The sequence below is a fragment of the Raineyella sp. genome, from assembly GCF_034933565.1.
In the GTDB taxonomy this organism is placed as follows: domain Bacteria; phylum Actinomycetota; class Actinomycetes; order Propionibacteriales; family Propionibacteriaceae; genus Raineyella.
Window position 1 is genome coordinate 1 of sequence record NZ_JAYFNG010000059.1, and the last position, 23,150, is coordinate 23,150.

The 23,150-nt window shown below is 72.1% G+C and carries 18 protein-coding genes; 10 read left to right on the forward strand and 8 right to left on the reverse strand.

Features of this window, described 5'->3' with window-relative positions; genetic code table 11:
- Positions 1–887: 887 nt before the first annotated feature.
- Complete coding sequence (locus VB059_RS14075; protein ID WP_323422603.1) at positions 888–5,414, reverse strand: acyl-CoA dehydratase activase-related protein; 4,527 nt, start codon at positions 5,412–5,414, stop codon at positions 888–890.
- Positions 5,415–5,542: 128 nt separating this feature from the next.
- Here VB059_RS14075 and VB059_RS14080 point away from each other — a divergent pair, with 128 nt between their 5' ends.
- Positions 5,543–6,067, forward strand: a complete 525-nt coding sequence (locus VB059_RS14080) for a MarR family transcriptional regulator (protein WP_323422604.1) — start codon at positions 5,543–5,545, stop codon at positions 6,065–6,067.
- Between the two features lie 148 nt (positions 6,068–6,215).
- Positions 6,216–7,502, forward strand: coding sequence for an O-acetylhomoserine aminocarboxypropyltransferase/cysteine synthase family protein (locus VB059_RS14085; RefSeq protein ID WP_323422605.1), 1,287 nt, complete (start codon positions 6,216–6,218; stop codon positions 7,500–7,502).
- 159 nt (positions 7,503–7,661) lie between these two features.
- Here VB059_RS14085 and VB059_RS14090 read toward each other — a convergent pair whose 3' ends face one another.
- Positions 7,662–8,288, reverse strand: coding sequence for a hypothetical protein (locus VB059_RS14090; protein ID WP_323422606.1), 627 nt, complete (start codon positions 8,286–8,288; stop codon positions 7,662–7,664).
- A 91-nt stretch (positions 8,289–8,379) separates the two neighbouring features.
- Here VB059_RS14090 and VB059_RS14095 point away from each other — a divergent pair, with 91 nt between their 5' ends.
- Positions 8,380–9,846, forward strand: a complete 1,467-nt coding sequence (locus tag VB059_RS14095; protein WP_323422607.1) for an NAD-dependent succinate-semialdehyde dehydrogenase — start codon at positions 8,380–8,382, stop codon at positions 9,844–9,846.
- Between the two features lie 51 nt (positions 9,847–9,897).
- Complete coding sequence (locus VB059_RS14100) at positions 9,898–10,653, forward strand: lysophospholipid acyltransferase family protein (protein ID WP_323422608.1); 756 nt, start codon at positions 9,898–9,900, stop codon at positions 10,651–10,653.
- Between the two features lie 61 nt (positions 10,654–10,714).
- Here VB059_RS14100 and VB059_RS14105 read toward each other — a convergent pair whose 3' ends face one another.
- Positions 10,715–10,906, reverse strand: a complete 192-nt coding sequence (locus VB059_RS14105; protein ID WP_323422609.1) for a hypothetical protein — start codon at positions 10,904–10,906, stop codon at positions 10,715–10,717.
- Between the two features lie 274 nt (positions 10,907–11,180).
- On the reverse strand, positions 11,181–11,816 hold the full coding sequence (locus tag VB059_RS14110) for an MBL fold metallo-hydrolase (protein ID WP_323422610.1): 636 nt from the start codon (positions 11,814–11,816) through the stop codon (positions 11,181–11,183).
- An 891-nt stretch (positions 11,817–12,707) separates the two neighbouring features.
- Here VB059_RS14110 and VB059_RS14115 point away from each other — a divergent pair.
- Genes VB059_RS14115 through VB059_RS14125 form a run of 3 tightly spaced genes read left to right on the forward strand, consistent with a single transcriptional unit; the run spans position 12,708 to position 16,443 of the window.
- Positions 12,708–13,613 (forward strand): ATP-binding cassette domain-containing protein, encoded by a 906-nt coding sequence (locus VB059_RS14115; RefSeq protein ID WP_323422611.1) that lies wholly within the window; start codon positions 12,708–12,710, stop codon positions 13,611–13,613.
- A 2-nt stretch (positions 13,614–13,615) separates the two neighbouring features.
- Positions 13,616–15,805, forward strand: a complete 2,190-nt coding sequence (locus VB059_RS14120; RefSeq protein ID WP_323422612.1) for a YhgE/Pip domain-containing protein — start codon at positions 13,616–13,618, stop codon at positions 15,803–15,805.
- A complete protein-coding gene (locus tag VB059_RS14125) occupies positions 15,805–16,443 on the forward strand; it encodes a TetR/AcrR family transcriptional regulator (protein ID WP_323422613.1) in 639 nt (212 codons plus the stop codon). Before VB059_RS14120 ends, VB059_RS14125 begins: the two co-directional genes overlap by 1 nt.
- 48 nt (positions 16,444–16,491) lie before the next feature.
- Here VB059_RS14125 and VB059_RS14130 read toward each other — a convergent pair whose 3' ends face one another.
- From VB059_RS14130 to VB059_RS14145, 4 genes are all read right to left on the reverse strand, one after another.
- Positions 16,492–16,734, reverse strand: a complete 243-nt coding sequence (locus tag VB059_RS14130) for a hypothetical protein (RefSeq protein ID WP_323422614.1) — start codon at positions 16,732–16,734, stop codon at positions 16,492–16,494.
- A gap of 86 nt (positions 16,735–16,820) precedes the next feature.
- Positions 16,821–18,782, reverse strand: coding sequence for a DUF2207 domain-containing protein (locus tag VB059_RS14135; RefSeq protein WP_323422615.1), 1,962 nt, complete (start codon positions 18,780–18,782; stop codon positions 16,821–16,823).
- Positions 18,783–18,832: 50 nt separating this feature from the next.
- Positions 18,833–19,591, reverse strand: coding sequence for a precorrin-6A/cobalt-precorrin-6A reductase (locus VB059_RS14140; protein WP_323422616.1), 759 nt, complete (start codon positions 19,589–19,591; stop codon positions 18,833–18,835).
- Positions 19,588–20,124, reverse strand: coding sequence for a bifunctional adenosylcobinamide kinase/adenosylcobinamide-phosphate guanylyltransferase (locus VB059_RS14145; RefSeq protein ID WP_323422617.1), 537 nt, complete (start codon positions 20,122–20,124; stop codon positions 19,588–19,590). The genes VB059_RS14140 and VB059_RS14145 overlap by 4 nt, the downstream gene beginning before the upstream one ends.
- Positions 20,125–20,195: 71 nt before the next feature.
- Here VB059_RS14145 and VB059_RS14150 point away from each other — a divergent pair, with 71 nt between their 5' ends.
- The 3 genes from VB059_RS14150 to VB059_RS14160 all read left to right on the forward strand — a co-directional run bounded on the left by VB059_RS14150 (position 20,196) and on the right by VB059_RS14160 (position 23,111).
- On the forward strand, positions 20,196–20,723 hold the full coding sequence (locus VB059_RS14150; protein WP_323422618.1) for a low molecular weight protein-tyrosine-phosphatase: 528 nt from the start codon (positions 20,196–20,198) through the stop codon (positions 20,721–20,723).
- A 184-nt stretch (positions 20,724–20,907) separates the two neighbouring features.
- Positions 20,908–22,221 carry a YibE/F family protein gene (locus VB059_RS14155; protein ID WP_323422619.1) on the forward strand — a complete coding sequence of 438 codons (1,314 nt, stop codon included), beginning with the start codon at positions 20,908–20,910 and terminating at the stop codon, positions 22,219–22,221.
- A 482-nt stretch (positions 22,222–22,703) separates the two neighbouring features.
- Complete coding sequence (locus VB059_RS14160) at positions 22,704–23,111, forward strand: VOC family protein (protein ID WP_323422620.1); 408 nt, start codon at positions 22,704–22,706, stop codon at positions 23,109–23,111.
- Positions 23,112–23,150: the final 39 nt, after the last annotated feature.

Below are 23,150 nucleotides of genomic sequence, written 5' to 3' on the forward strand. Positions count from 1 at the left end.
CACAAAACAACATATTGTGATGTCGACACTAAAAATAGTGCCATTGGCATTGACTAAACAAAGCACACTGTTGAGTTCTCAAACATCGGACACACACCTCACCACCCCGGAACAACCCGGAGCCGCTCGGGGCGACCAGATCAACTTTACCCGGCCCCCCAGCCCCTGTCAAATCCGCCTCTCAGCGAACCACACGAACCGATCAACCAAGCCCCCGAACCATCCCTGACCCGAGGCCATCACCGGGACGATTTCTCGCCCGGCAACTCGGAGAACATTACCGAGCCCGTCCCACCGAGTCAAATCGGACTGTCCGGCTCAACCGGAGCCCGCCCGAGTAGCCCCGGGAGACGAGGAGGTTGACACTACCACTGTTCCGGATGTCCGCTGACCGGACGATCAGGCCTCGTCCATGCCGCTCATCATCCCCCAGCTCGTCGCCCGCCCGCGGGCGCGTGGTCGGCACTCGGGCAGGGTGAGGATGATGTCCTGCCAGATGCGCCCGCCCGCGGGCGCGTGGTCGGCACGGCTTGGCCGCTGGTCTTCCCGACGGGGAGACCCGCCCGCCCGCGGGCGCGTGTGAATATGGGAACTTCACCAAGAGAAATCGACGGGGAGACCCGCCCGCCCGCGGGCGCGTGGTCGGCACAGCATCTCGTGGACGATCTCATCGATCGACAGTCGCCCGCCCGCGGGCGCGTGGTCGGCACCGTGAGGTAAGCATTTACGAAAAGGCTTACTTGCGCCCGCCCGCGGGCGCGTGGTCGGCACATGGCTATCACCGGCGCAGGATTCGACGGGACCCGCCCGCCCGCGGGCGTGTGGTCGGCACCGTTCGTCGTCGGCACCGTTGAACGCCCGGACGGCGTACGGGACGTGGCGGGCGACTACCGCACCGGGGTGTCGACGAGTCCCTCGGCGGCCGCGGGCGCCGGGTCGACCCGGCCGTTGAGGCGCGCGGTGGAGATCATCAGCTTGATCCGGTTGAGCTGGTTCACCTCGCTCGCCCCCGGGTCGTAGTCGATCGACACGATGTTGGCCTGCGGGTAGCGGCGCCGCAGCTCGTGGAACATGCCCCGGCCGACGATGTGGTTCGGCAGGCAGGCGAACGGCTGGGCACAGATGATGTTGGGGGTGCCGGTCTCGATCAGGTCGATCATCTCGGCGGTGAGCAGCCAGGCCTCCCCTGCCCGGTTGCCGAGCGAGAGCACCGTCCGGGCCTTCTCCGCGAGATCACCGATCCGCGCCGGCACCTCGAAGCGCTCCGACGCCGCCAGTGCCCGGTGGGCGGTCTGCTGGTACTGCTCCAGCGCCCACAGCGCCCAGTGCTTCGTCCGGAGGTTCTTCTCCCCGATGCCCAGCGTCTGCGCCGTCCAGTCGGCGCCCGCCAGCCCCATCAGGAAGAACTCCATCAGTCCCGGCAGGACGGCCTCGCAGCCCTCCGACTCGACGACCCGGACGGCATGGTTGTTCGCGTCCGGATGGAACTTCACCAGGATCTCCCCGACGATCCCGACCCGGGGGCGGCGTACGACATTGCGCAGCGGGAGGGCGTCGAAGTCCTCGACCATCGCGCGGACGAGCCGGCCGAAGCCCATCCGCCGGCCCAGGGTCGGGGAGAAGCCGGCCTGGCGCAGGTGCTCCTCGCTGATCGTGTTCCACCGTCGGTAGAGGGCGTCGGCGCTGCCGGCGTCGCGCTCGTACGGCCGGACGCGGAGCAGCACCTGCTGCAGCACGTCGCCGATCACCAGCGCCTTCACCGCCCGGTGCATCATCGGCAGGGTGAGCCGGAAGCCCGGGTTCTCCTCGATCGACTGGGCACTGATCGCCAGCACCGGGACGGTGCCGTAGCCGGCGTCGCGCAGGGCCTTGCGGAGCAGACCCGCGTAGTTGGTGGCCCGGCACATCCCGCCGGTCTGGGTGATCCCGACGACGCATTCGTCGGGATCGAAGCGCCCGGAGACGAACGCGTTCACCAGTTGCCCGACCACCATGATCGCCGGGTAGCAGGCATCGTTGTTGACGTGGGCCAGGCCTACCTCGACGTCCTCCTTGGAGGCGTGGTCGAGCAGGACCGCCCGATAGCCGCTGCGCTCCAGCACCGGGATGAGCAGCCGGAAGTGGATCGGCGACATCTGCGGCACCAGGATGGTCCGCCGCTCCTTCATCTCCTTGGTGAACGGGTGCCGTTCGAGCACGTGGCCGGCCGCGGCGGGGACAAGTTCCCCGGAGGTGCCCGTGAGCCCGGCGGGATCAGCGGTCTCGGCGGGAACGACGGGGGCGGGCACGACGCGCTCCGAGCGGCTGGTCGCCCCCGGGCCGGTGCTCACCTCCGCGCCCTTGCTCACCTCCGGCAGAGTGCTCACCTCCGGCAGAGTGCTCACCCCCGGCAGAGTGCTGACCTCGGGATCGGCCGCGGCGAGGGCGGCGAGCGTACGTTCCTCGGTGGCGGCCCGCAGGGAGCGCAACCGGATCCGGGCCGCGCCCAGATTGGAGACCTCGTCGATCTTCAGGGTGGTGTAGATGCCCGCCCGCGCCTCGATGATCTCGGCGACCTGGTCGGTGGTGATCGCGTCGAGCCCGCAGCCGAACGAGTTGAGCTGGACGATCTCCAGCCGGGGGTTGCGGGCCACGACGTCGGCGGCCTCGTACAGCCGGGAGTGGTAGGCCCACTGGTCGCGGACCCGCAGCGGGCGCTCGAGCCGGCCCCGGTCGCAGATCGCGTCCTCCGAGAGCACCGCCATGCCCAGCCCGACGATCAGCTCCGGGATGCCGTGGTGGATCTCCGGGTCGGCGTGGTAGGGCCGACCGGCCAGCACGATGCCGCGCAGGTCGTGCTCCTCGAGGTAGGCCAGGGCCCGTCCGCCCTCGGCCCGGATGTCGGCGCGCACCCGGTCCGCCTCGGCGTACGCCTCGTCGACCGCGACCGCGGCCTCATCGGGCGTGACGTCCCAGTCGGTGAACTCCTCGACGATCCGCCGGACGAGCGTGTCGCGGTCGCCGAGGTTGACGAAGGGCTTGAGGAACCGTATGCCGGGCTCACGCAGCTCCTCCATGGTGTTGAAGATGACCTCGGGATAGCTGCCGACGATCGGGCAGTTGTAGGTGTTGTCCGTCCCCTCGACGAGCTGTTGTTCGTACGTGACGCAGGGGTAGAAGATGGTCCGCTGGCCCTTGGCGAGCAGGTCCTGGATGTGGCCGTGGACCAGCTTGGCGGGGTAGCAGATGTTCTCCGAGGCGATCGACTCCATCCCGTTCTCGTACAGAGCGTGGCTGGAGCGCCCCGACAGCGTGACGCGGAAACCGAGCCGGGTCAGCAGGGTGAACCAGAACGGATAGTTCTCGTACATGTTCAGCACCCGCGGGATGCCGATGTCGCCGCGGGTCGCCGCCTTCTCGGTGAGCCGCCGGTAGCCGAACATCCGCCGGTAGCGGTAGTCGTAGAGGTTGGGGATCGGCGAGCGGCGCGGCCGGGCCTCCTCGGAGGCACCGCGTTCGCAGCGGTTGCCGGAGACGTGGCGGGTGCCGTCGTTCATGTGCGAGATGGTCAGGTCGCAGTGGTTCTGACACAGCCGGCAGCTGCGCAACTCGGTGCGGATCCGGAAGTCGTCGAGCTCCTCGAGCGTCGGCAGGCCACCGGTCCCCGGCCGGTCGCGGTGCCGGCGGGCGGTGAGGGCGGCCCCGTACGCCCCCATCAGGCCGGCGATGTCGGGACGGACCACCTCCCGGCCGGTGAGCAGCTCGAAGGCCCGCAGCACCGCATCGTTGAGGAAGGTGCCACCCTGGACCACCACGGTGTCACCGAGCTCGCCGGGGTCCTTGAGCTTGATCACCTTGTAGAGGGCGTTGCGGACCACCGAATAGGACAGCCCGGCGGAGATGTCGCCGACGCCGGCCCCCTCCTTCTGGGCCTGTTTCACCGAGGAGTTCATGAAGACCGTGCAGCGGCTGCCGAGATCGGCCGGACGGGCCGCCTCCAGCGCCGCCTGCGCGAAGTGGCGTACGTCGGTGCCCATGGTCTGGGCGAACGTCTGCAGGAACGACCCGCAGCCGGAGGAGCAGGCCTCGTTGACCGCGATCGAGTCGACGACGTGGTCACGGATCCGCAGGTACTTCATGTCCTGGCCGCCGATGTCGATCACCGAGGTGACGCCGGGGCTGAGGTGTTCGGCGGCCCGGTAGTGGGCCATCGTCTCGACCTCGCCCTCGTCGAGGTGCAGCGCGCTGCGGACCAGATCCTCCCCGTAGCCGGTGACGCAGGAGCGGACGATCCGGGCCGACTGCGGCAGTTCGTCGATGATCCGGCGCAGGATCGCGACCGCGGCGGTCACTGGGTCGCCCTGGTTGGAGGCGTAGTGGGAGAAGACGATCTCGTCGTCCTCGTCGGTGATCACCGCCTTGATCGTCGTCGAGCCGGCGTCGATGCCGAGGAAGCAGTCGCCGGTGGCCTCCTCGATGTCGCGCTGCGGGACGCTCGCCCGGGCGTGGCGCTCCTCGAACGCCGCCAGCTCGTCGGCATCGGCGAACAGCGGCCGCATCCGCGGGGTCTCCAGCGCGATGACCGTACGGTGCCGCAGCCGGCCGACCAGCACGTCGAGGGCCTGCGGCTGCCCGTCGGCGAGCAGCGCGGCGCCGATCGCCACGTAGAGCTGGGCCCGCTGCGGGGTGCGGAAGGTGCAGCTGCCGGTGGGCAGCACCGCGGCGTACGCCTCCCGCAGCCGCGGCAGGAAGTGCAGCGGACCGCCCAGGAACACGACGTTGCCGCGGATCGGCCGGCCGCAGGCCAGCCCGGACACCGTCTGGGTGGCGACGGCCCGGAAGACCGAGGCGGCCAGGTCCTCGGGCGCCGCACCCTGGTTGATCAGCGGCTGGATGTCGGACTTGGCGAACACCCCGCAGCGCGAGGCGATCGGGTAGACGTGCGTGGCCGCCGCGGCGAGGGCGTCCAGACCGGCGGCGTCGGTGTGCAGCAGGCTGGCCATCTGGTCGATGAAGGCGCCGGTGCCACCGGCGCAGCTGCCGTTCATCCGCTGCTCGGGGGTCGGGTGCAGGTAGGTGATCTTGGCGTCCTCGCCGCCGAGCTCGATCACCACGTCGGTGTCGGGGTCGTGGCGGCGGATCGTCGCCGTCTCGGCGATCACCTCCTGGACGAAGGGCACGCCCATCAGGCCCGCCACCGACAGGCCGCCGGACCCGGTCACCGCGGCCCGCACCGACCGGCCCGGCAGGGCGGCGGCCACCTCGCCCAGCAGCCGGGAGAGCTCGCCCCGGACGTCGGCGTGATGGCGACGGTACTCCTCGAACAGGGTCCGGTCCCCGTCGAGCACGACGGCTTTGACGGTCGTCGACCCCACGTCCACTCCGAGCCGCAGCACGGCCCCGTCCCCGCTCGATCCGACGATGGAATCCGACACGATGCGCCCTCTCCGTCGAGGCACCGCCATCCCCAGCAGTGCGACACACCTCGTACTACTCACCGTAGTGACCATTGTTGGATCCACCAAACAGAAACCGGGTCGAGCCGCACCGCTACCGTGGATCCATGACCGACGGACCGATCACCGACGAGGACCCGGAGCTGCTGCGCGCCACCTCCCGCGCGGTCCAGTACGGGGTCATCGAGATCGCCCGCTGGGCCTCACGCAAGACGACGCTGGACCGACTGCGGCCGCTGGTGCCGGATCTGGTGCTCACCGACCTGTGGCTGCTGCTGGCCCTCGACGAGCACGGCGCGATGCGGCCCGGGGAACTGGCGGCGCGCCAGCACGTCGACCGCTCGACCGTCACCCCGCAGGTGCGCCGGCTGCTCCACGCCGGGTACGCGGTCCGCCGCCCCGCGCCGGGCGACCGGCGGGCGGCCCTGATCGACCTGACCGACAAGGGGCGGGGCGTGGTGGATCGCGCGCATCTGCTGGCCGACCACGCGTTCGCCCTGGCCACCGCCGACTGGACGGCCGAGGACCGCGCGGCGTTCGGTGATCTGCTGGGCCGCTTCACCCGGGCGATCGCCACCCTCGACGCGCTCCCGATCGCCGCACAGGAGACCGGCGGGGCGGGCACGGACTGACCACGGCTTCCGGCCCGATCGAGCCCGGCCTCCGGCCCCGGGCTTTCCGGCGCTGATCGACCCGGCGCGGCCGGCGCGGCCCCTCGGGAGCCGTCCGGAACAGCACTGTCCCCATTGACCGGGCTTAGGGATGTGCTAGAAGTTCGTTATGACGTACCGTCCCGAAACGCTCGCGATCCACGCCGGGCAGGAGCAGCCCGATCCCACGACCCACTCGAGGGCCGTCCCGATCTACCAGACGACCTCGTACGTGTTCGACTCCGCCGAAGAGGCCGCAGACCTGTTCGCCCTCCGCAAGCCGGGCAACATCTACGGCCGCATCATGAACCCGACCGAGGACGTCTTCGAGCAGCGGATCACCGCGCTGGAGGGCGGCGTCGGTGCCCTGGCCACCTCGGCCGGTGCGGCCGCCATCACGTACGCCGTGCTCAACCTGGTCAACGCCGGGGACAACATCGTCGCGGCCGCCACCCTCTACGGCGGCACCTTCGCGCTGTTCGAGCACACCCTGGCGCAGTACGGCATCGAGGCCCGATTCGTCGATCCCGACCGCCCCGAGCAGCTCGCCGAGCACGTCGACGACCGGACCCGGCTGGTCTTCGGGGAGACCCTCGCCAACCCGAAGCTCAACATCCTGGACCTGGACGCCTGGTCGGCCGCGGCGCACGCCCTCGGCCTGCCGTTCATCGTCGACAACACCGCGCCCAGCCCCGCGCTGTGCCGGGTCTTCGATCACGGTGTCGACGTCGCCGTGCACTCCGCCACCAAGTACATCGGCGGGCACGGCACCGCGCTCGGCGGCGTGATCGTCGACTCGGGCAACTTCGACTGGGCCGCCCACGCGGAGCGCTTCCCCAACCTGACCGCCGGTGACCCGGCCTATCACGGGGTGGTGTGGACCGAGGCCGCCGGCAACGCCGCCTACATCATCCGGGCCCGCACCGTGCTGCTGCGCAACATGGGCGCCACCGTCGCCCCGCTGCACGCCTGGCTGTTCCTGCAGGGTCTGGAGACCCTCTACCTGCGGATGGAGAAGCACTCCCAGAACGCCCTCGCCGTCGCCCGTCACCTCCAGGGCCACCCCGACGTGGCCTGGGTGAACTACCCGGGGCTGGACGACTCGCCGTACAAGGCGGTCGCCGACCGGCTCTTCACCGGCCTCGGGTACGGCGGCCTGGTGTCGTTCGGCCTGAAGGCCGGCCGGGACGCCGGCCGCAAGGTCGTCGAGGGGCTGGATCTCTTCAGCCACCTGGCCAACATCGGCGACGTGAAGTCACTGGCGATCCACAACGCCTCGACCACCCACTCGCAGCTGTCCGACGAGGAGCTGGCCGCCGCCGGTGTCGCCCCGGAGATGATCCGCCTGTCGATCGGCACCGAGCACATCGACGACCTGGTCGCCGACCTGGACCAGGCACTCGCCGCGGCCCGCTGAGACCCTCGGCCCACCAGGGCAGACTGAGGCCCTCGCGTCGTCCGGGTCGCGGGTCCGCTCGGGGTGTCCCGGAGCGGACCTGCGGTCCGGACGGCAGCGGCGGACGCCGGCCCGGTGAGGATCAGCGGGGCCGGTGAGGATCAGCGGGGCCGGTGGGGATCAGCGGACGATGTCGACGACCACCCGGGTCGGCGACTGGACGGTGTGCACGGCGAACGGGCGCTGCCCGCCGCTGAGGCCGACGAACGACACGGTGTCGCCCTCGAACGTCCCGTTCTGCACCACTTCGGTGACGATCCCGGCGCCGTCACCCGGCACCCGCTGGGGCACCGGCGTGGGAGCCGGGGAGGGGTCGGGGTAGGTCGTCCCGGTCATGCTGACCCGCAGCACCGACTGCCCCGCCACGGTGATCGGCTGACCACTGCCCTGGGCGATCGCCCGGTCCACGTACTCGACGGTCCAGCCGGGGGCGCCGCTGCCGGCGAACTCGAAGACCACCCGGTCGACGCCCGGGTGGCTCGCGGTGCGGACCGCGGTGAGCACGAGCTGGGAACCGGCCGCCGGGGACTGGACGTTGCGGGCCGTCGAGGCGTCCTTCGGCACCGTGACCTGGTCCTCCGCGGGTGCCGGGGAGGGGGTCAGGATGCTTCCGCTCGGCACCTCGGCCGTGACGGACGCCGACGGGGAGGAAGTGCCACCGGTCGACGGCCCACGTCCCCCGGCACACCCGGTGACGAGCAGGCCCAGGGCGGCCCCGATCACGACAACACTCAGTGCGGTCCTCATGGCCACCACGGTACGGGGGCGCCGGTCCGCCCGCCCCCGGTTCGCGCGAGAGACTAGCGTGGGTCCTGCCGATCCATCACGAGGAGGCCCCATGTCCATCGATGCCGCGCAACTCACCGACGCAGTGCTCGCCGCCCTTCCGCACGGGCAGTTCATCGGCGGGCGATGGCGTCCGTCCGATGTCACCTTCGACGTGGTGAACCCCGCCACCGAGCAGGTCCTCGACCGCGTCGCCGACGGCACCCCGGAGGATGCGGTCGCCGCCCTCGACGCGGCCTGCGCGGCCGCCGAGGCCTGGGCCGCCACCTCGCCACGGGAACGCTCCGAGGTGCTGCGGCGTACGTTCGACCTGGTCCTCGAACGCCGCGACCTCTTCGCCGCCTGCATGACCCTGGAAATGGGCAAGCCGCTGGCCGAGGCGTACGGCGAGGTGACGTACGGCGCCGAGTTCCTGCGCTGGTTCTCCGAGGAGGCGGTGCGGATCGAGGGCCGGTTCTCGATCGCCCCGAGCTCGGGCCAGCGGGTGCTCACCATGCTGCAGCCGGTCGGCCCGGTGTACGCCATCACCCCGTGGAACTTCCCGCTCGCCATGGCGACCCGCAAGCTCGCGCCGGCCATCGCGGCCGGCTGCACGGCGGTGATCAAGCCGGCGCACGAGACCCCGCTGACCACGTTGCTGTTCATCCGGGCGCTGCAGGACGCCGGCCTGCCGGCCGGGGTGGTCAACTGCGTCACCTCGACCCACTCCGCGGCCGTCTCCGCCCCGATCATCGCCGACCCGCGACTGCGCAAGCTGACCTTCACCGGGTCGACCGCGGTCGGCCGGACCCTGCTGCGCCAGGCCGCCGACCACGTCCTGCGGACCTCGATGGAGCTCGGCGGCAACGCCCCGTTCCTGGTGCTGGCCTCGGCCGACCTCGACAAGGCCGTCCAAGGGGCGCTGGACGCCAAGATGCGCAACATCGGCGAGGCATGCACCGCGGCGAACCGGATGTACGTGCACGAGTCGATCGCCGCGCAGTTCAGCGCCCGGCTGGCCGAGAAGATGGCCGCGCTGCCGATCGGCAACGGTCTCGACGAGGGGGTCCGGGTGGGCCCGCTGGTCAGCCCCCGGCAGCTCGCCACCGTCACCGACCTGCTGCAGGACGCGGTCTCCCGCGGGGCCCGGGTCGCCACCGGCGGCACCCGCCCCGAGGGCGCCGGCTACTTCCTGGCGCCGACCGTGCTCACCGATGTGCCGACCGACGCCCGGGTGTTCCGCGAGGAGATCTTCGGTCCGGTCGCGCCGATCGCCACCTTCGCCACCCTGGACGAGGCGATCGCGCTCGCCAACGCCACCGAGTTCGGCCTGATGTCGTACGTCTTCGCGGAGAACCTCGGCGAGGCGGCGTACGTGGTGGAACGGCTGGAGTCCGGCATGGTCGGGCTCAACTCCGGGGTGATCTCCGACCCGGCGGCGCCGTTCGGTGGCGTCAAGGAGTCCGGTCTGGGCCGGGAGGGCAGCCACGAGGGCCTGGCGGAGTACCTCGAGACGAAGTACGTCGGCATCCGGCTCTGACGGCGCGCACCGGCGGCATCCGGCCGCGGCCGGCGGTGGAATGATGGTCCGATGGACCTCGGCTATCGCCTCATCATCGCCGTCTGCCGGATCGCCTTCCGGTGGCTGGGACTCCGGTTCCGGGTGACCGGCCTGCACCACGTGCCGCGGCGCGGTGGGGCGCTGCTGGCGATCAACCACACCGCACACGTCGACTTCATCTTCGCCGGGTTCGGAGTGCTCAAGGCCAACGGGCGTCTGGTGCGGTTCATGGCCAAGAAGTCGATCTGGCAGCACCCGGTCGCCGGGGCGGTGATGCGGATGTGCCGCCACATCCCGGTGGACCGGCAGGCCGGCGCCGAGGGCTACCGGCTGGCGGTGGAGTCGCTGCTCGACGACCAGCTGGTCGGCATCTACCCCGAGGCGACCATGTCGCGCTCGTTCGAGGTCAAGGAGCTCAAGACCGGAGCCGTCCGGATGGCCCAGGACACCGGCCGCCCGATCATCCCCACGATCGTCTGGGGCTCCCAGCGGATCTGGACCAAGGACCACCCCCGCAACACCACCCGGTCCCGGATCCCGGTGCACATCGCCTTCGGCGAGCCGATCCACGTCCGCCCCGGCGACGACATCGCCGCCACCACCGTGGAACTGCGGCGGGCGATGGCGCGACTGCTCGACGAGGTCATCGCCGGTTACCCGGCGATGAGCGGGGACGACCTGGCCTTCCTGCCCCGGCGCTGGGGCGGCACCGCCCCCACCCCGGCCGAGGCGTACGACCGTGACCTGGCCGACATGACCCGGACCACCGACGAGTGGACCCGCTGACCCCACCGTCCGGACACCCCGGCCGCGGCATCGGGAATCGCGGACCTCGGGACGGGTGCGCTCAGCGCCAGAACCCGGTGAGCCGACCGGCCAGGGCCCGGCCCTGGTCGTACCCGGCTCGCGCCGCGGCCGGACGCTTCGAGACGTCCATCGCGTCGACGGCCAGCAGCTGCGCGGTCTCGCCGGTCGGGAAGATCGTCTCGACCCGGCTGCCGCGCGCCCGCAGTTCGTCGACCTGGGTGGCGAGGTCCATGCCCCAGGCCTGCGGATGCCGTGATCGGCCGCCGCATCCGTCCCGAGGGCCGCCGCACCGATTCGCCGGCGCATGTCGGCCGCATCCGCCGCAGCGACGATGAGGGCGCCCGTGGTGGCCATCTGCTCCGACGTCGGCCTGACCGGCACCCGGCGACCGCCCGGTCCTGGCCGATCGTCGGGCGGTCGGCACCCGCCGTCGCAGAGCTTCTCCCCCGCACAGTGTTCATCTGACGCACAGTGTTCCTCCGGTGCAGGTGTTCCCGCCGCACAGCTCAGTAGCGCAGCACGTGCTGGGTCCAGGGCCGCAGATCGGTGTCGGTCATCTCGACGATCCGGTCGCGGATCACCCGGCGGCCACGGTCGTTGAGCAGGCCGTCGTGGATGAAGAACGAGGTGGGGGCACCGACCGCCCGGACCCAGTCGATCGTCTCCTTGAGCGCCGCCCAGGGCCCGAACGCCGGCACCGCCAGCAGGTCGATGTCCGGCGGCACCTCCGCCAGCGAGTCACCGGGGTGGAAGAGCCGCGGCTCGCCCTCGGCGGCGAGCACCACCCCGACGTTGCCGATCCGGGGCAGGTCACGGTGGATCACCGCGTGGTCCCCACCGACCGCCTCGAGGATCAGCCCGCCGACCGTCTCCACCTGACCGGCGGAGAACGGCTCGGCCTGCGCCAGACCGCTCTCCCGGTGGGTCTGCGGCTCGAGGAGGACACGGACGCCCGGATTACGGTCCAGCAGGGCGGGCATCCGGGTCGGATCGAAATGGTCGGCGTGTCGATGGGTGACGACCACGGCGTCGAGGCCCTCCGCCTCCTCCCACCCGTCGGTGAAGCCGCCGGGATCGAGCAGCACCCGGGTGCCCGCCGTCTCGACCAGCAGCGTGGAATGGCCCAGTCGGATGATCTCCATGCAGCCACGCTAGGCCGTCGTCCCGGGGCCGCGGTAGGGGTTCGGGACATCGGTGCGCGGGCGTGGGCCCACGGCGCGGGCCCACGGCGCGGGGCGGGCCCGGATCCTCGGCGGACGGTCCGCCGACGACGCCGCGCCACAGCAGCCGCAGGGCACCGGCCCGGCTCGCGACGAAGGAGCCCACCCGCATCCACCACGACACCCGGCGCAGCGTACGTTCACTCAACCGCCGCTGGGCCGGCACCCGGCCCGCGGCGATCACCGGCCCCCAGGCCGGTGCCAGCACCAGCACCGTCACCACCGCGAGCAGCCCGATCCGGACCACCAGGGGCAGCGGGCTGGCGCCGATCCGTTGCGCCATCGCCAGGTACAGCGGGACAGTGGTCAGGTTGGTGATCATGCTCAGGGCACCCCAGCCGACCAGGCTGCGGGGCAGGTTCGGCTCGGCCACCACCGGCACCGACACCGGTTCGCGGTCGCCCGCCGGCCGGCGGGCCCGGTCGGGGAGCAGGCCCCGCAGCAGGGTGCCCGAGACGAACATCATCAGGACGCCGAGCACGACCTCGACACGGCGGGAGAACAGCTCCTCGGCCGCCTGCTCCAGTGCGGCGCCCAGCAGGCCCATCGCGAGCACGCCCAGGACGACGAGCACCACCCCGTTGCCGGCGACGAAGCGCCACCGGTCCGCCGGGCCACGGTTGGCGGCCACGGTGGAGGAGTTGAGGAACATCACCGGGCTGATCATCGCCAGCAGTGTCAGCGGCAGGAGCCACAGCAGGAGGCCGCCGATGCTGGTCATGGCGCCCAGCGTACGGGGTGCGACGGCGGGACACGGTGCCGGTCCCCGAGCCCGGAGTTGTTTTTGAACTGACCGGTCAGTATAAAGAAATGGTGACCACCGAACCCCTCGCCATCCGGGCCCGCGACCTGCTGCTCGAGTCGTCCCGCGGCACCGTCTACGGACCAGTCGATCTCGACGTCCCTGCGGGTCGGCTGCTGGGGCTGGTCTCCCCGGAGGGTGGCGGCCGGACGAGCCTGCTGCTCACCCTCGCCGGGCGGATGCGCTTCAGCTCCGGCTCCCTGCAGGTGTTCGGCCATCCGCTGCCGCGCGCGACCGGCCAGGCCCAGCGCCACAGCGCGCTGGCCAACTTCGCCGACATCGACGACCTCGACGACGGGCTCACGCCGCGCGAGATCCTCACCGAACGCGCCGGGCTGCTGGCCCCGCTGTGGCGTCGGGTGCCGCGCTGGCAGGACCCGCAGATCCTGGCGACCCTGGAGCTGGCCTTCGGCGAGCGGCCGATCCCCGATCCGGACGTCCACGTCTGGGAGCTGAGCCCCCTGGACACCACCCTGCTGCAGATCGCCATCGCCCTGATGGGCGACCCGCTGCTGCTCGTCGTCGACGACATCGACGCCCTGCACCATCCCAGCGACCAGCTCACCGTCTGGCGCACCCTGCAGCGCCTCACCGACGGCTCGACCACTGTGCCCGCCACGTACGCCCGGCGCGCGGCGCCCGAGGGCCGTCCACCGCTCACCGTCATCGCCTCGGCCGCCGCACCCGACCTGATGCCGCCCGAGGTGGACTGGGTCGACCCGCACGGCACGATCCCGGCGGCCCCGGATCGTCCGGATCACCCGGAGCTCACGGATGGCCCCGGGACGTACGCCGCCGGGCACGCCCCCGACACGGATGCCCCTGACGACACGGACACCCCCGACACGGACGACCTCGACGGCGCGGCCGGCCACCCCACCCCGGGACTCACCCCCGTCCCCGCCCAGGAGGGCTGACCATGCTCCGATTCCTCCGCATCGGCACCGAACTGCGCCGCTTCTCCCGCAGCCGCATGCAGCGGCTCGCGATCGTCGCCGCCTGCCTCATCCCGCTGCTGTACGGCGCGCTCTACCTGTGGGCCTTCTGGGACCCGACCGGCCACATCGACCGGATCCCGGTGGCGATCGTCAACCAGGACACCGGCGCCCTCAAGGACGACACGGCCGTCCACGCCGGCGCGGACCTGAGCGACGAGCTGCTCCGCAAGGGCACCCTGAAGTGGCGCAGCACCGACGCCCGGACCGCGCACGAGGGTCTGGTCAGCGGCGAGTACTACGCGGTGCTGACCATCCCGGCCGGCTTCTCCGCGGCGGTGACCACCGCCGGCACCGATCATCCGGTGCCGGCCCCGCTGCAGGTGCAGTACAACGACGCCAACGGCTACACCGCCCGGACCATCCTGGCCTCGGTGATGCGCGAGGTGCGCACCGGCGCGTCCGACTCGATCGGGTCGGAGATGGTCGACAAGCTGCTGATCGGCACCTCCGACATCCGGGCCGGCCTGGTCACCGCCTCCGACGGGGCCACCCAGCTCACCGACGGCGCCGACAAGGCCCGTGCCGGCGCAGGCACGCTGACCGACGGCCTGGGCCGGCTGGACACCGGCGCGGCCCAGCTCGCCACGGGCGCCGACACCGCCGACTCCGGCGCCCGGCAGCTGGCCACCGGCACCGGAACACTGGCCGACGGCTCGGCCCAGGTGGCCGACGGGGCCGGCCAGCTCGCCTCCGGCGCCTCCTCGCTGGCGACCGGGGCCGACCAGGCCCACCAGGGCGCCCAGCAGCTCGCGACCGGGCTCGACACCCTCAACGCCCAGACGCAGGGCCTGCCCGCCGCGACGAAGCAGCTTGCGGACGGCTCGGCCCAGGTCGCCGCCGGCAACAAGCAGATCGCCGACAAGGCCTCGGTCGCGGCCGGGCAGATCGGGACCGCCTCCGCCGACCTGCGCGCCGTGCTGGCCAAGCTGCCGGCCGACGACCCGTACGTGAAGCAGGCGTACGCCGCCCTGGGCCAGATCGACGCGAAGACCACGACGCTGAACGGCCAGGTGCAGCAGCTGTCCACCGGTGCCCAGCAGGTCGCCGACGGCAACGCCCAGCTGGCCGGGTCCGCGACGAAGCTGGCCGACGGCATCGCCGCCGCCGACCGGGGCGCGACCTCCCTGGCGACCGGCACCGGACAGGTCGCCGGTGGCGCGCACACACTGAGCACCGGTGCCACCTCCCTCGCCCAGGGCGCCGGCCAGGTGCACGACGGCGCGGTGCAGGCACACGACGGCGCCACTGCGCTGGCCGGCGGTCTCGACACGCTCGCCACCGGGGCGCACACCCTCGCCGACGGCATCCGCTCCGCCCACGACGGCGCCGGCACGCTGGCCACCGGGCTCGGCGCTCTCACCGACGGCACCCACCAGCTGGCCGACGGCCTGACGAGCGCCGTCGACCAGATCCCCTCGATGGGCGCCGACACCCAGCAGGCCAACGCCGACATGATCAGCGCCCCGGTCTCGCTGGACTCCGCCTGGGTGCACCAGGCCGAGGCCAACGGCGAGGGCTTCGCGCCGTACTTCATGGGCCTGGCCCTCTACGTCGGGGTACTGATCACCTGGATGCTGCTGCGCCCGGTCTCCGACCGCTCGCTGGCCGCCCCGGTGTCGGCGCTGCGGGTGGTGCTGGCCAGCTGGCTGCCCGGCGCGGTGGTGGCGGTGCTCCAGGTCGCGCTGCTGCTCGGCGTGCTGGTCTTCGCGCTCGGCCTGCAGCTCAGCCACCCGTTCGCGGCGATCGCGTTCACCCTGCTGGTCGGGCTGACGTTCCTCACCCTGCAGCAGGCGATCAACGTGCTGCTCGGCCCGGCCGTCGGCCGGGTGGTGGTGCTGGTGCTGCTGATGCTGCAGCTGACCTCGGCGGGTGGCACCTATCCCGCCATCACCAGCCCACCGTTCTTCCAGGCGATCAGCCCGTGGCTGCCGATGACCCATGTGGTGCAGGGGCTGCGCGAGGCGATCACCGGTGACCTGGGGATGCAATTCCACACCGCGGTGGCCTACCTTGTCGTGGTGATCGCCCTGAGTCTGCTGGCCAGTACGTGGGCGGCGGCGCGACGACGCGTGTGGACGATCCAGCGCCTGCACCCGGAGGTGTCGATCTGATGTCCGTCACGAGCCCCCGCGACGGCACCCGGACCGATGGCCGTACGGCCCGCCGCGTCGCGACCCGGGAACGGGTGATCGCGGCGGGACTGGAGCTGTTCGCCGAGCGCGGCTACAGTGCCACCTCGGTGGACGACATCGCCGAACGTGCCGGGGTCAGCAAGGGCACGGTGTTCTACAACTTCGGCTCCAAGCAGCGCCTCGGCGCCGTGGTCGTGCGGGAGTCCGCCGACCGGATCGCGGCGGTCGTCGCGGCGGCCCGGGCCCCCCTGGAGGGCTGGGAGGCGCTGAGTGCGATCGTCCTGGCACTGCTGCGGGCCTTCGACACCGATCCGGCGACCTGCCAGGTGCTGCTCACCGAGCTGTTCCGCAACGAGCGGCCCTGGCACGCGGAGCTGCCGGCGGCGCGGGCGGCGCTGATCGCGCCGGTGGTGGCGGTGATCCGCGGCGTCCACGAGGAGCGGTTCGCCGCGGGACGTACGCAGGCGCAGCCGAGCGACGAGCACTTCGAGATGATCGCGGTGGCCATCCTCGGGGCCCTGGCGTTCTCGGCGCTGGACCGGGCGACGTTCCACCCGCAGCGCAGCATCGAGGACGTGCAGACCGCGCTGATGGTGACGATCAGCGGCCTGGCGTAGCCCGATGCACGAGCCCGGGGTCGGGCTCCGGAGCCGACGGCGCAGACGTCAGTTGAGCTCGAGCCCCTCGAGGGCATCGGGGTCGAGGCGCCCGTTCGGCGGGGTCAGGTCCCGCAATGCGGCGGCGGTGTCGGACCGGATCGGCAGGCCCCGGTCGCGGGCGTACATCAGATAGGTCTGGACGAGGACCAGCGGGTCCCCGCTCGCCCGGGCAGCCGCGACGTCGCCCTCAAGGACGGCGCCGCGCAGGTCCCGCTCCAGCAGTTGCGCGGCTTCGCGGTAGATCGACATGCCGTCATCCTAGGTCCCGAGGGGTCGTTCCGGGCCCGCCAGGCGTACTGGCCGGGCAGGGGTCGAGCGGCCGGACGACCGGGGGCTCACCAGCCTCCGCCGCCACCCCCGCCGACACCGCCGCCGACCGAGCCGCCGCTCATCCCCGACATGCCACCGGCGCCGGAGGACGCACTCCAGACGCCGCTGTGCGAGGCGGCGTCCATGAACGAGCCCTCGGCCCCGAAGAAGGCGTTGTCGCCGGCGAAGATCGAGTAGCCGGTCCAGGTGTGGTACCAGGTCGGCTCGGCGACCGGGCGTCCGGCCGCGGCGATCTCGCGGAACACCCCGACCCAGTGCGACTCCGCGCCGAAGGCGATCGCCCACGGCAGGTAGCGGGAGAAGATGTCGTGGTCCTCCTCGACCCGGATCTGATCGGCCTCGGCGGTCATCAGGTACTCCTTGAACCCCTCGGCCTGGGCCAGGATCGCGGTGCCCTCCGCGGTCCGGGCGGAGACGAAGAAGCCCATCACGAAGACCGCGATGCCGAGCACGATCGGCCCGAGGCCGGCCAGCCCCCAGCCGTACCCGAGGCCGAGCCCGAAGCCGAGCGCCAGGCCCAGCAGGACCAGGCCGAGGCCGGTGAGGAGCCAGCCGGCACGCTGGGCGTCGGGGCGGACCCGGTACCAGCCGCGGGTGGTCATCTCCTTGTTGAGGGCGGTCTTCTCCTTCATCAGGATCGTCGCGATCCGGTCCCCGAGGTCGTGGCGCAGCAGCGGGGCGTCGTGCTTGCGGAACAGCTGGTCCTCCAGTGTCACCAGGTGGTCGGGCAGGGGCGTACGGTCCGCCGGGAGCGGGACCAGGCGCCAGTCGGTGAACTTGTCCTTCGACGAGCTGAACGCCTTGCGCAGGGCACCGGCGTCCGCGCCCACCTCCGGCGGGATCTCCTCGGTCCGCAGCCGGCCGCGGACCGCCAGGTCGACGATGCCGGCCACCACGTCGTTGGTGCCGGCGCGGCCGTCGATCAGGGTGCCGACCTGTCCCGGCGAGGCGTCCTCGGGCGGGGTGAACCGGACCGCCACCGGCTCCTTGCGCCGCGGGCCGATGCTCGTCTCCTGCCCGGGCGCGGGGCGCAGGCCGGGCGTGAGGCCGACGTAGGCCCGGTCGCGGCCGCGACGGAAGGCCAGCAGGGCCAGCAGGGCGCCGACGACGAGGGTGCCCGCGCCGATGCCGAGCGCCGGCGGGGTCGGCGCGAGCGTGTTGGCGGCGGTGTGGCGGGTGGCGTACGTGGGGGTGGCGTCGACGAAGGTGCCCACCGGCCACTGGGCCGCGACGGTGAGGCCCCGCCCGGCGGCGAGGTGGGACTGGGTGAAGACGGCCCGGTCGCCGGTGGTGGTGGCCGTGTCGCAGGAGCCGGTGGCGGACCGGCCGCCGGCGTAGCAGACGGCCCCGGTGACGTCGGCAGGTCCCTGCACGGTGACCGTCACCCGGTCCATCGGGCTCTCCCAGCCGGTGCCGATCACGTTCCAGTAGATCTCGTCGCCGTGGCCGCCGCGGGCGTCGGGGTTGACGACGCCGGCGAGGTCGTACGTCACGACGTAGCGCTGGGTGCCGGAGACGGTGCGGTCCGGGTCGCCGATCCGGATCTTGGCGGAGTCCGAGGAGTCCTCGATGCTGACCTGTGTGGGGGCGTCGGTGGGGCTGGTGGCCCGTACGTTGCCGACGGTGAGCACCCGCCAGTGGTCGGCGTCGCCGGTGATCGCCTGCCGAGTGACGAAATAGACGTAGGGACCGTGATTGCCGGAGCCGTGGAACTCCATGTCGAAGTCCTGGGTGACGTGCATCGTGCCGTGCTCCCGGTCGGCCACCGCGGTGACGTCCATCCGGCGGATCGAGGGGGTGTCGGCGGCCCGCGCCGGTGCGGCACCGACCAGGAGCACCGTGCCGCCGAGGAGGACCGCAGCGACGAGGAGCACCGCGGTGCCGACCAGGCCGCGGGCGGCCAGGACGAACAGCGGCGGACGGGGGGAGGACAGGAGGCGGTGCGGGGACCGGGTCGACCGTGCCATGTCCCCCACGGTACGGGGTGGCCGGCTCAGGCCGTGATCGGGACGACGGCTCAGAAGTCCTGGGGCCGCCAGTGCCGCAGCGCCCAGGCGTGCGCGGCCCCGACGGTCTGCACCACCCGCAGGCCCGCGGGCAGGGGCGGGCGGCGGATCATCACCACGAAGATCCCCAGCCGTTCGGCGACCCGCAGCTTGGCGGTGTCCAGCGAGCCGCCGGTGTCCTGGGTGACCATCACGTCGATCCGGCGCGAGGAGAGCAGCGCCAGCTCCGCCACGTAGGTGTGCGGCAGGCCGGTGGAGGGCAGCACCTCCCAGCCGGCCGGGACCGGCCAGGTCGGGCGGGCGAGCACCCGGGCCAGCACGTAGCGGTCGTCCCAGGCGGCGAAGTCACGCAGCGAGTCGCGGCCCAGGTTGAGGAACGGCCGGGTGGTGCCGAACTGCTCGGCCGCCCGCTTCGCCCCCGCCTCGTCGTCCACCCAGCGCCACGATCGCGGCCACGGCTGGGCCTCCCAGGCCGGCGGGAGCAGCCGGACCAGCGGGACCCCGGTCCGCTCCGCCGCGGCCATCGCCTGTCGGGTGACCTCCGGGGCGAACGGATGGCCGGCGTCCACGATGCCGTGGACCGGCCGGCCGCGGAGGAACGCCACCATCGCCTCGGTGTCGTCGAAGCCGTCGAGCAGTTCGATCGGCGGGGCCGGGGGGCGGATGTTCTCCACGCCGTACTGGGCGCAGGTGACGGGCATCCCGGTCTGCTGCAGGGCCACCGCAAGATCACGGGCGTAGCGGGTGCCGCCCAGGACCAGGAAGGTCACCCGAGCTCCAGGGGCCGCCCGGCGACCATCAGCACCAGCCGGTCGCTGACGCCGGCGATCGCCTGGTTGGTCCGGCCGAGCAGGTCCGCGAACACCCGCCCGGAGGGGTAGGACGGCACGACGCCCCAGCCGACCTCGTTGGTGACGGCGACGAGCAACTGGTCGCTGTGCTCCCAGGCGTCGACGAGGTCGTCGAGCCGGGTGAGGAAGTCGCCGACCCACTCGGCGCGCGGCACGTCCCAGGTGCCCAGGTCGTCGATCGTCCGGGTCACCCAGGTGCCCAGGCAGTCGACGAGGACGGGGGTGCGGGCGGCGCGGACGGCGGCCGCCACGTCAGCGGTCTCGACCGTGGTCCAGCCGTCGGGGCGACGGGCCCGGTGGGCGGCGACCCGGGCGGCCCACTCGGGGTCGACGGCCGGATCGGGCACCGGGCCGGGGGCGACGTACGTCACCGCCGGCTCGCCGGACAGTAGTCTCTCGGCATAGGTGGACTTCCCTGACCGGACACCCCCGGTGACGACAGTGCGCGGCATGGCGACCAGTCTAGGGGCGAGCGGTCCGGGGCCACGATCCGGCACGGTCCGGCACGATCGAGGAGGGATGCATGGGTCTGGACGTCGTCTTCCTGTGCCTGGGGAACATCTGTCGCTCACCGATGGGCGAGCGGGTGGCCCTGTCCCACGTACGCGACACGCCGTGGGCGGACCTGGTCCGGGCGACCAGCGCCGGGGCGAGCGGCGAGGAGGAGGGCAACCCGATGGACCCGCGGGCCCGGGCGGTGCTCGACCGGCACGGCTACGACGCGCTCACCCCACACGTGGCGCACCGGATCACCGACGCCGAGGCACGCCGGGCCGACCTCGTCGTGGCCGCCGAACGCCGCCACCTGGATGCCCTCACCCGACGCGGCCTGGACCTGTCCGGCGGACGCGGCGTGCTGCTCACCTCGTACGTCCCGGGGGCGCGACCGGGCAGTCCGCTGCCCGACCCGTGGTACGGGCCGGCGGCCGCGTTCGAGGAGACCCTGACGGTGCTCGAGGCGGCGATGCCGGCCTTCCTGGCCGACCTCGGGCAACGCCTCGACAGCGCCGGCCGGAAGCCGGCGAGCGGTCGGACGGACCGTACGGCCTGACCGGACGCCATGGCCGTACGGGGCCTGATCGGACGCCGGGCGGGACCGTACGTGCCTGACCGGACGCCGGGACCGGACATGGCCTGATCGGACGCCCGGCCACAGCCGGACGTGGCCGGTGCCGCCGACGGCGCGGTAGCGTGGTGCCGTCCTGCCCGCACCACGAGGGAGACCAGGCATCACCGTGTCCCACTCACACAGCCACTCCGTCACCGAGCCCACGACCCCCGAGGGTGGGCTCCGGCAACGACGCGCCTCGCAGATCCTCATCGTCATCCTCGTCCCGCTGGCGATCTGGACCCTGGTCGGACTGGTGCTGCTCTGGCCGACCAACCTCGCCGCCCACATCCAGAAGGACGTGGCGCAGTTCTCCGTCGCCGGCCTCACCATGCCCAAGGGCGAAGTGTTGGCGGTCAACGAGATCAGCTGCGCCGGCCTGGAGGGATCGACGTCGGCGAGCAGCCAGGTCTGCGCCGCGCTCACCGTGCGCCTGCTCGACGGGGAGGACAAGGGCAAGGAGGTCCAGGTCAACGCGACCGCGGCCATCTACCGCTCCGGGATCCAGCCCGGCCAACGGGTGGTGATCTATCGGGTGCCGACGCTCGACGGGCAGGCGAACTACCAGTTCGCCGACTTCGCCCGGACGGGGCCGATGATCTTCTTCGCCGTGCTGTTCCTGCTGGCCACCGTGGCGGTGGCCCGACGGCGTGGCCTGCTGGCGGTGCTCGGACTGGCCTGGGCGGGCTTCATCATGGTCGCGTTCATCTTCCCGGCGCTGATCGCCGGGTCGAACGCCATCCTGGTCACCCTCGTGGGCGCCTCGGCGATCATGTTCGTCGCGCTCTATCTCACCCACGGGTTCAACACCCGGACCACGACGGCCCTGCTCGGGACCATGTTCGGGCTGGGGCTGAGCGCGGTGCTGTCGTACGTGGCGCTGAACTGGGCCCACCTGACCGGGGTGGCGACCGAGGAGGACTACACCCTCGGGTCGGCCGCCCCCGACATGAAACTCACCGCGGTGGTGCTGTCCGGCATGATCATCGCGGCCCTCGGTGGCCTGAACGACGTGACGATCACCCAGGCCTCCGCGGTCTGGGAACTGGCCGATGACCCGGACAAGTCGGCCGGGCAGATCTACCGTCAGGCGATGCGGATCGGCCGCGACCACGTCGCCTCGACCGTCTACACGATCGTCTTCGCCACCGTCGGCACCAGCATGTCGGTGCTGCTGTTGTTGGCGATGTACGACCGGCCGCTCTACTCGACGATCATGACCGAACAGTTCGCCGTGGAGATCCTGCGCACCCTGGTCGGGGCGATCGGCCTGACCCTGGCGATGCCGCTCACCACCGGCATCGGCGCCCTGCTGGTCAGCCGGCGGGGTGGCGCCGGCGACCAGATCGAGGCCGGCCCGGTGACAGTGCCCGACGCCAGCGACGAACTGGTCGACGTGGACGACTATCACCCGCGCCCGGAGGGTTCCTTCGCCGACTGAGGACGCCCAGGGGCGCCTGTACCGGCGCGTTGAGGCCGGTGCAGACGGCCACTCCGGCCGGTGCCGACCCACACCTGACCGGTGCCAGCGGGCACCCGGCCACGACCCGGGTGGTGCCCGGGCGGCACCCGGTGACCCGCACGTCAACTGGGCGCTTGGCCACCACCCGGCGACCCACGTGCTCGACGGGGCACTCAACCGCCATCGGCCGACGTTTCTCGTACGCGGCGACGTTCCCCGGCCTGACCGACGGAACTCCGTCGACCAACGCCACGAAGGTCGGTCGATGTCACGAAGGTCGGTCGATGTCACGAAGGTCAGCCATTGCTCCCGGCGAGGGTCGCACACTCCTGTCCACGATGGCCGGGAGCCGAACCGGAGGCCACAGCCGATCCCGAGGGGGCTTCCCTTCGGTCGAGTCCGCTTCCTAGGCTGGTGTCGTACGTCACACCCGACGTACCACACCCGGAGGAGCAAGCACCATGACACTGCCCACCCCTTACCTCTCGTTCCGTGGCCAGGCCCGGGAGGCCATGGAGTTCTACCGGTCCGTCTTCGGCGGCGACCTCACCATCTCGACGTTCGGCGACTTCGGCTACGAAGGCATGCCCGCCGATGCGGTCATGCACAGCACCCTCACGGCTGGCGGCTTCGAGGTGATGGCCTCGGACACCCCCGACAGCGTGCCGTTCCAGGCCGGTAGCCAGATCTCGCTGAGCCTCGCCGGCACCAAGGCCGAGGAGGAGAAGCTGCGCGGCTGGTTCGGGAAGCTCGCCGACGGCGGCGGCACCGTCACGATGCCGCTGGAGAAGCAGGTCTGGGGCGACGTGTACGGCGCCGTCACCGACCGCTTCGGCCTGAACTGGATGGTCGACATCGGCCAGGCCTGATCGGCGCCGCCGGGGCGCCCCCCCTGGCGCCCCCACCCA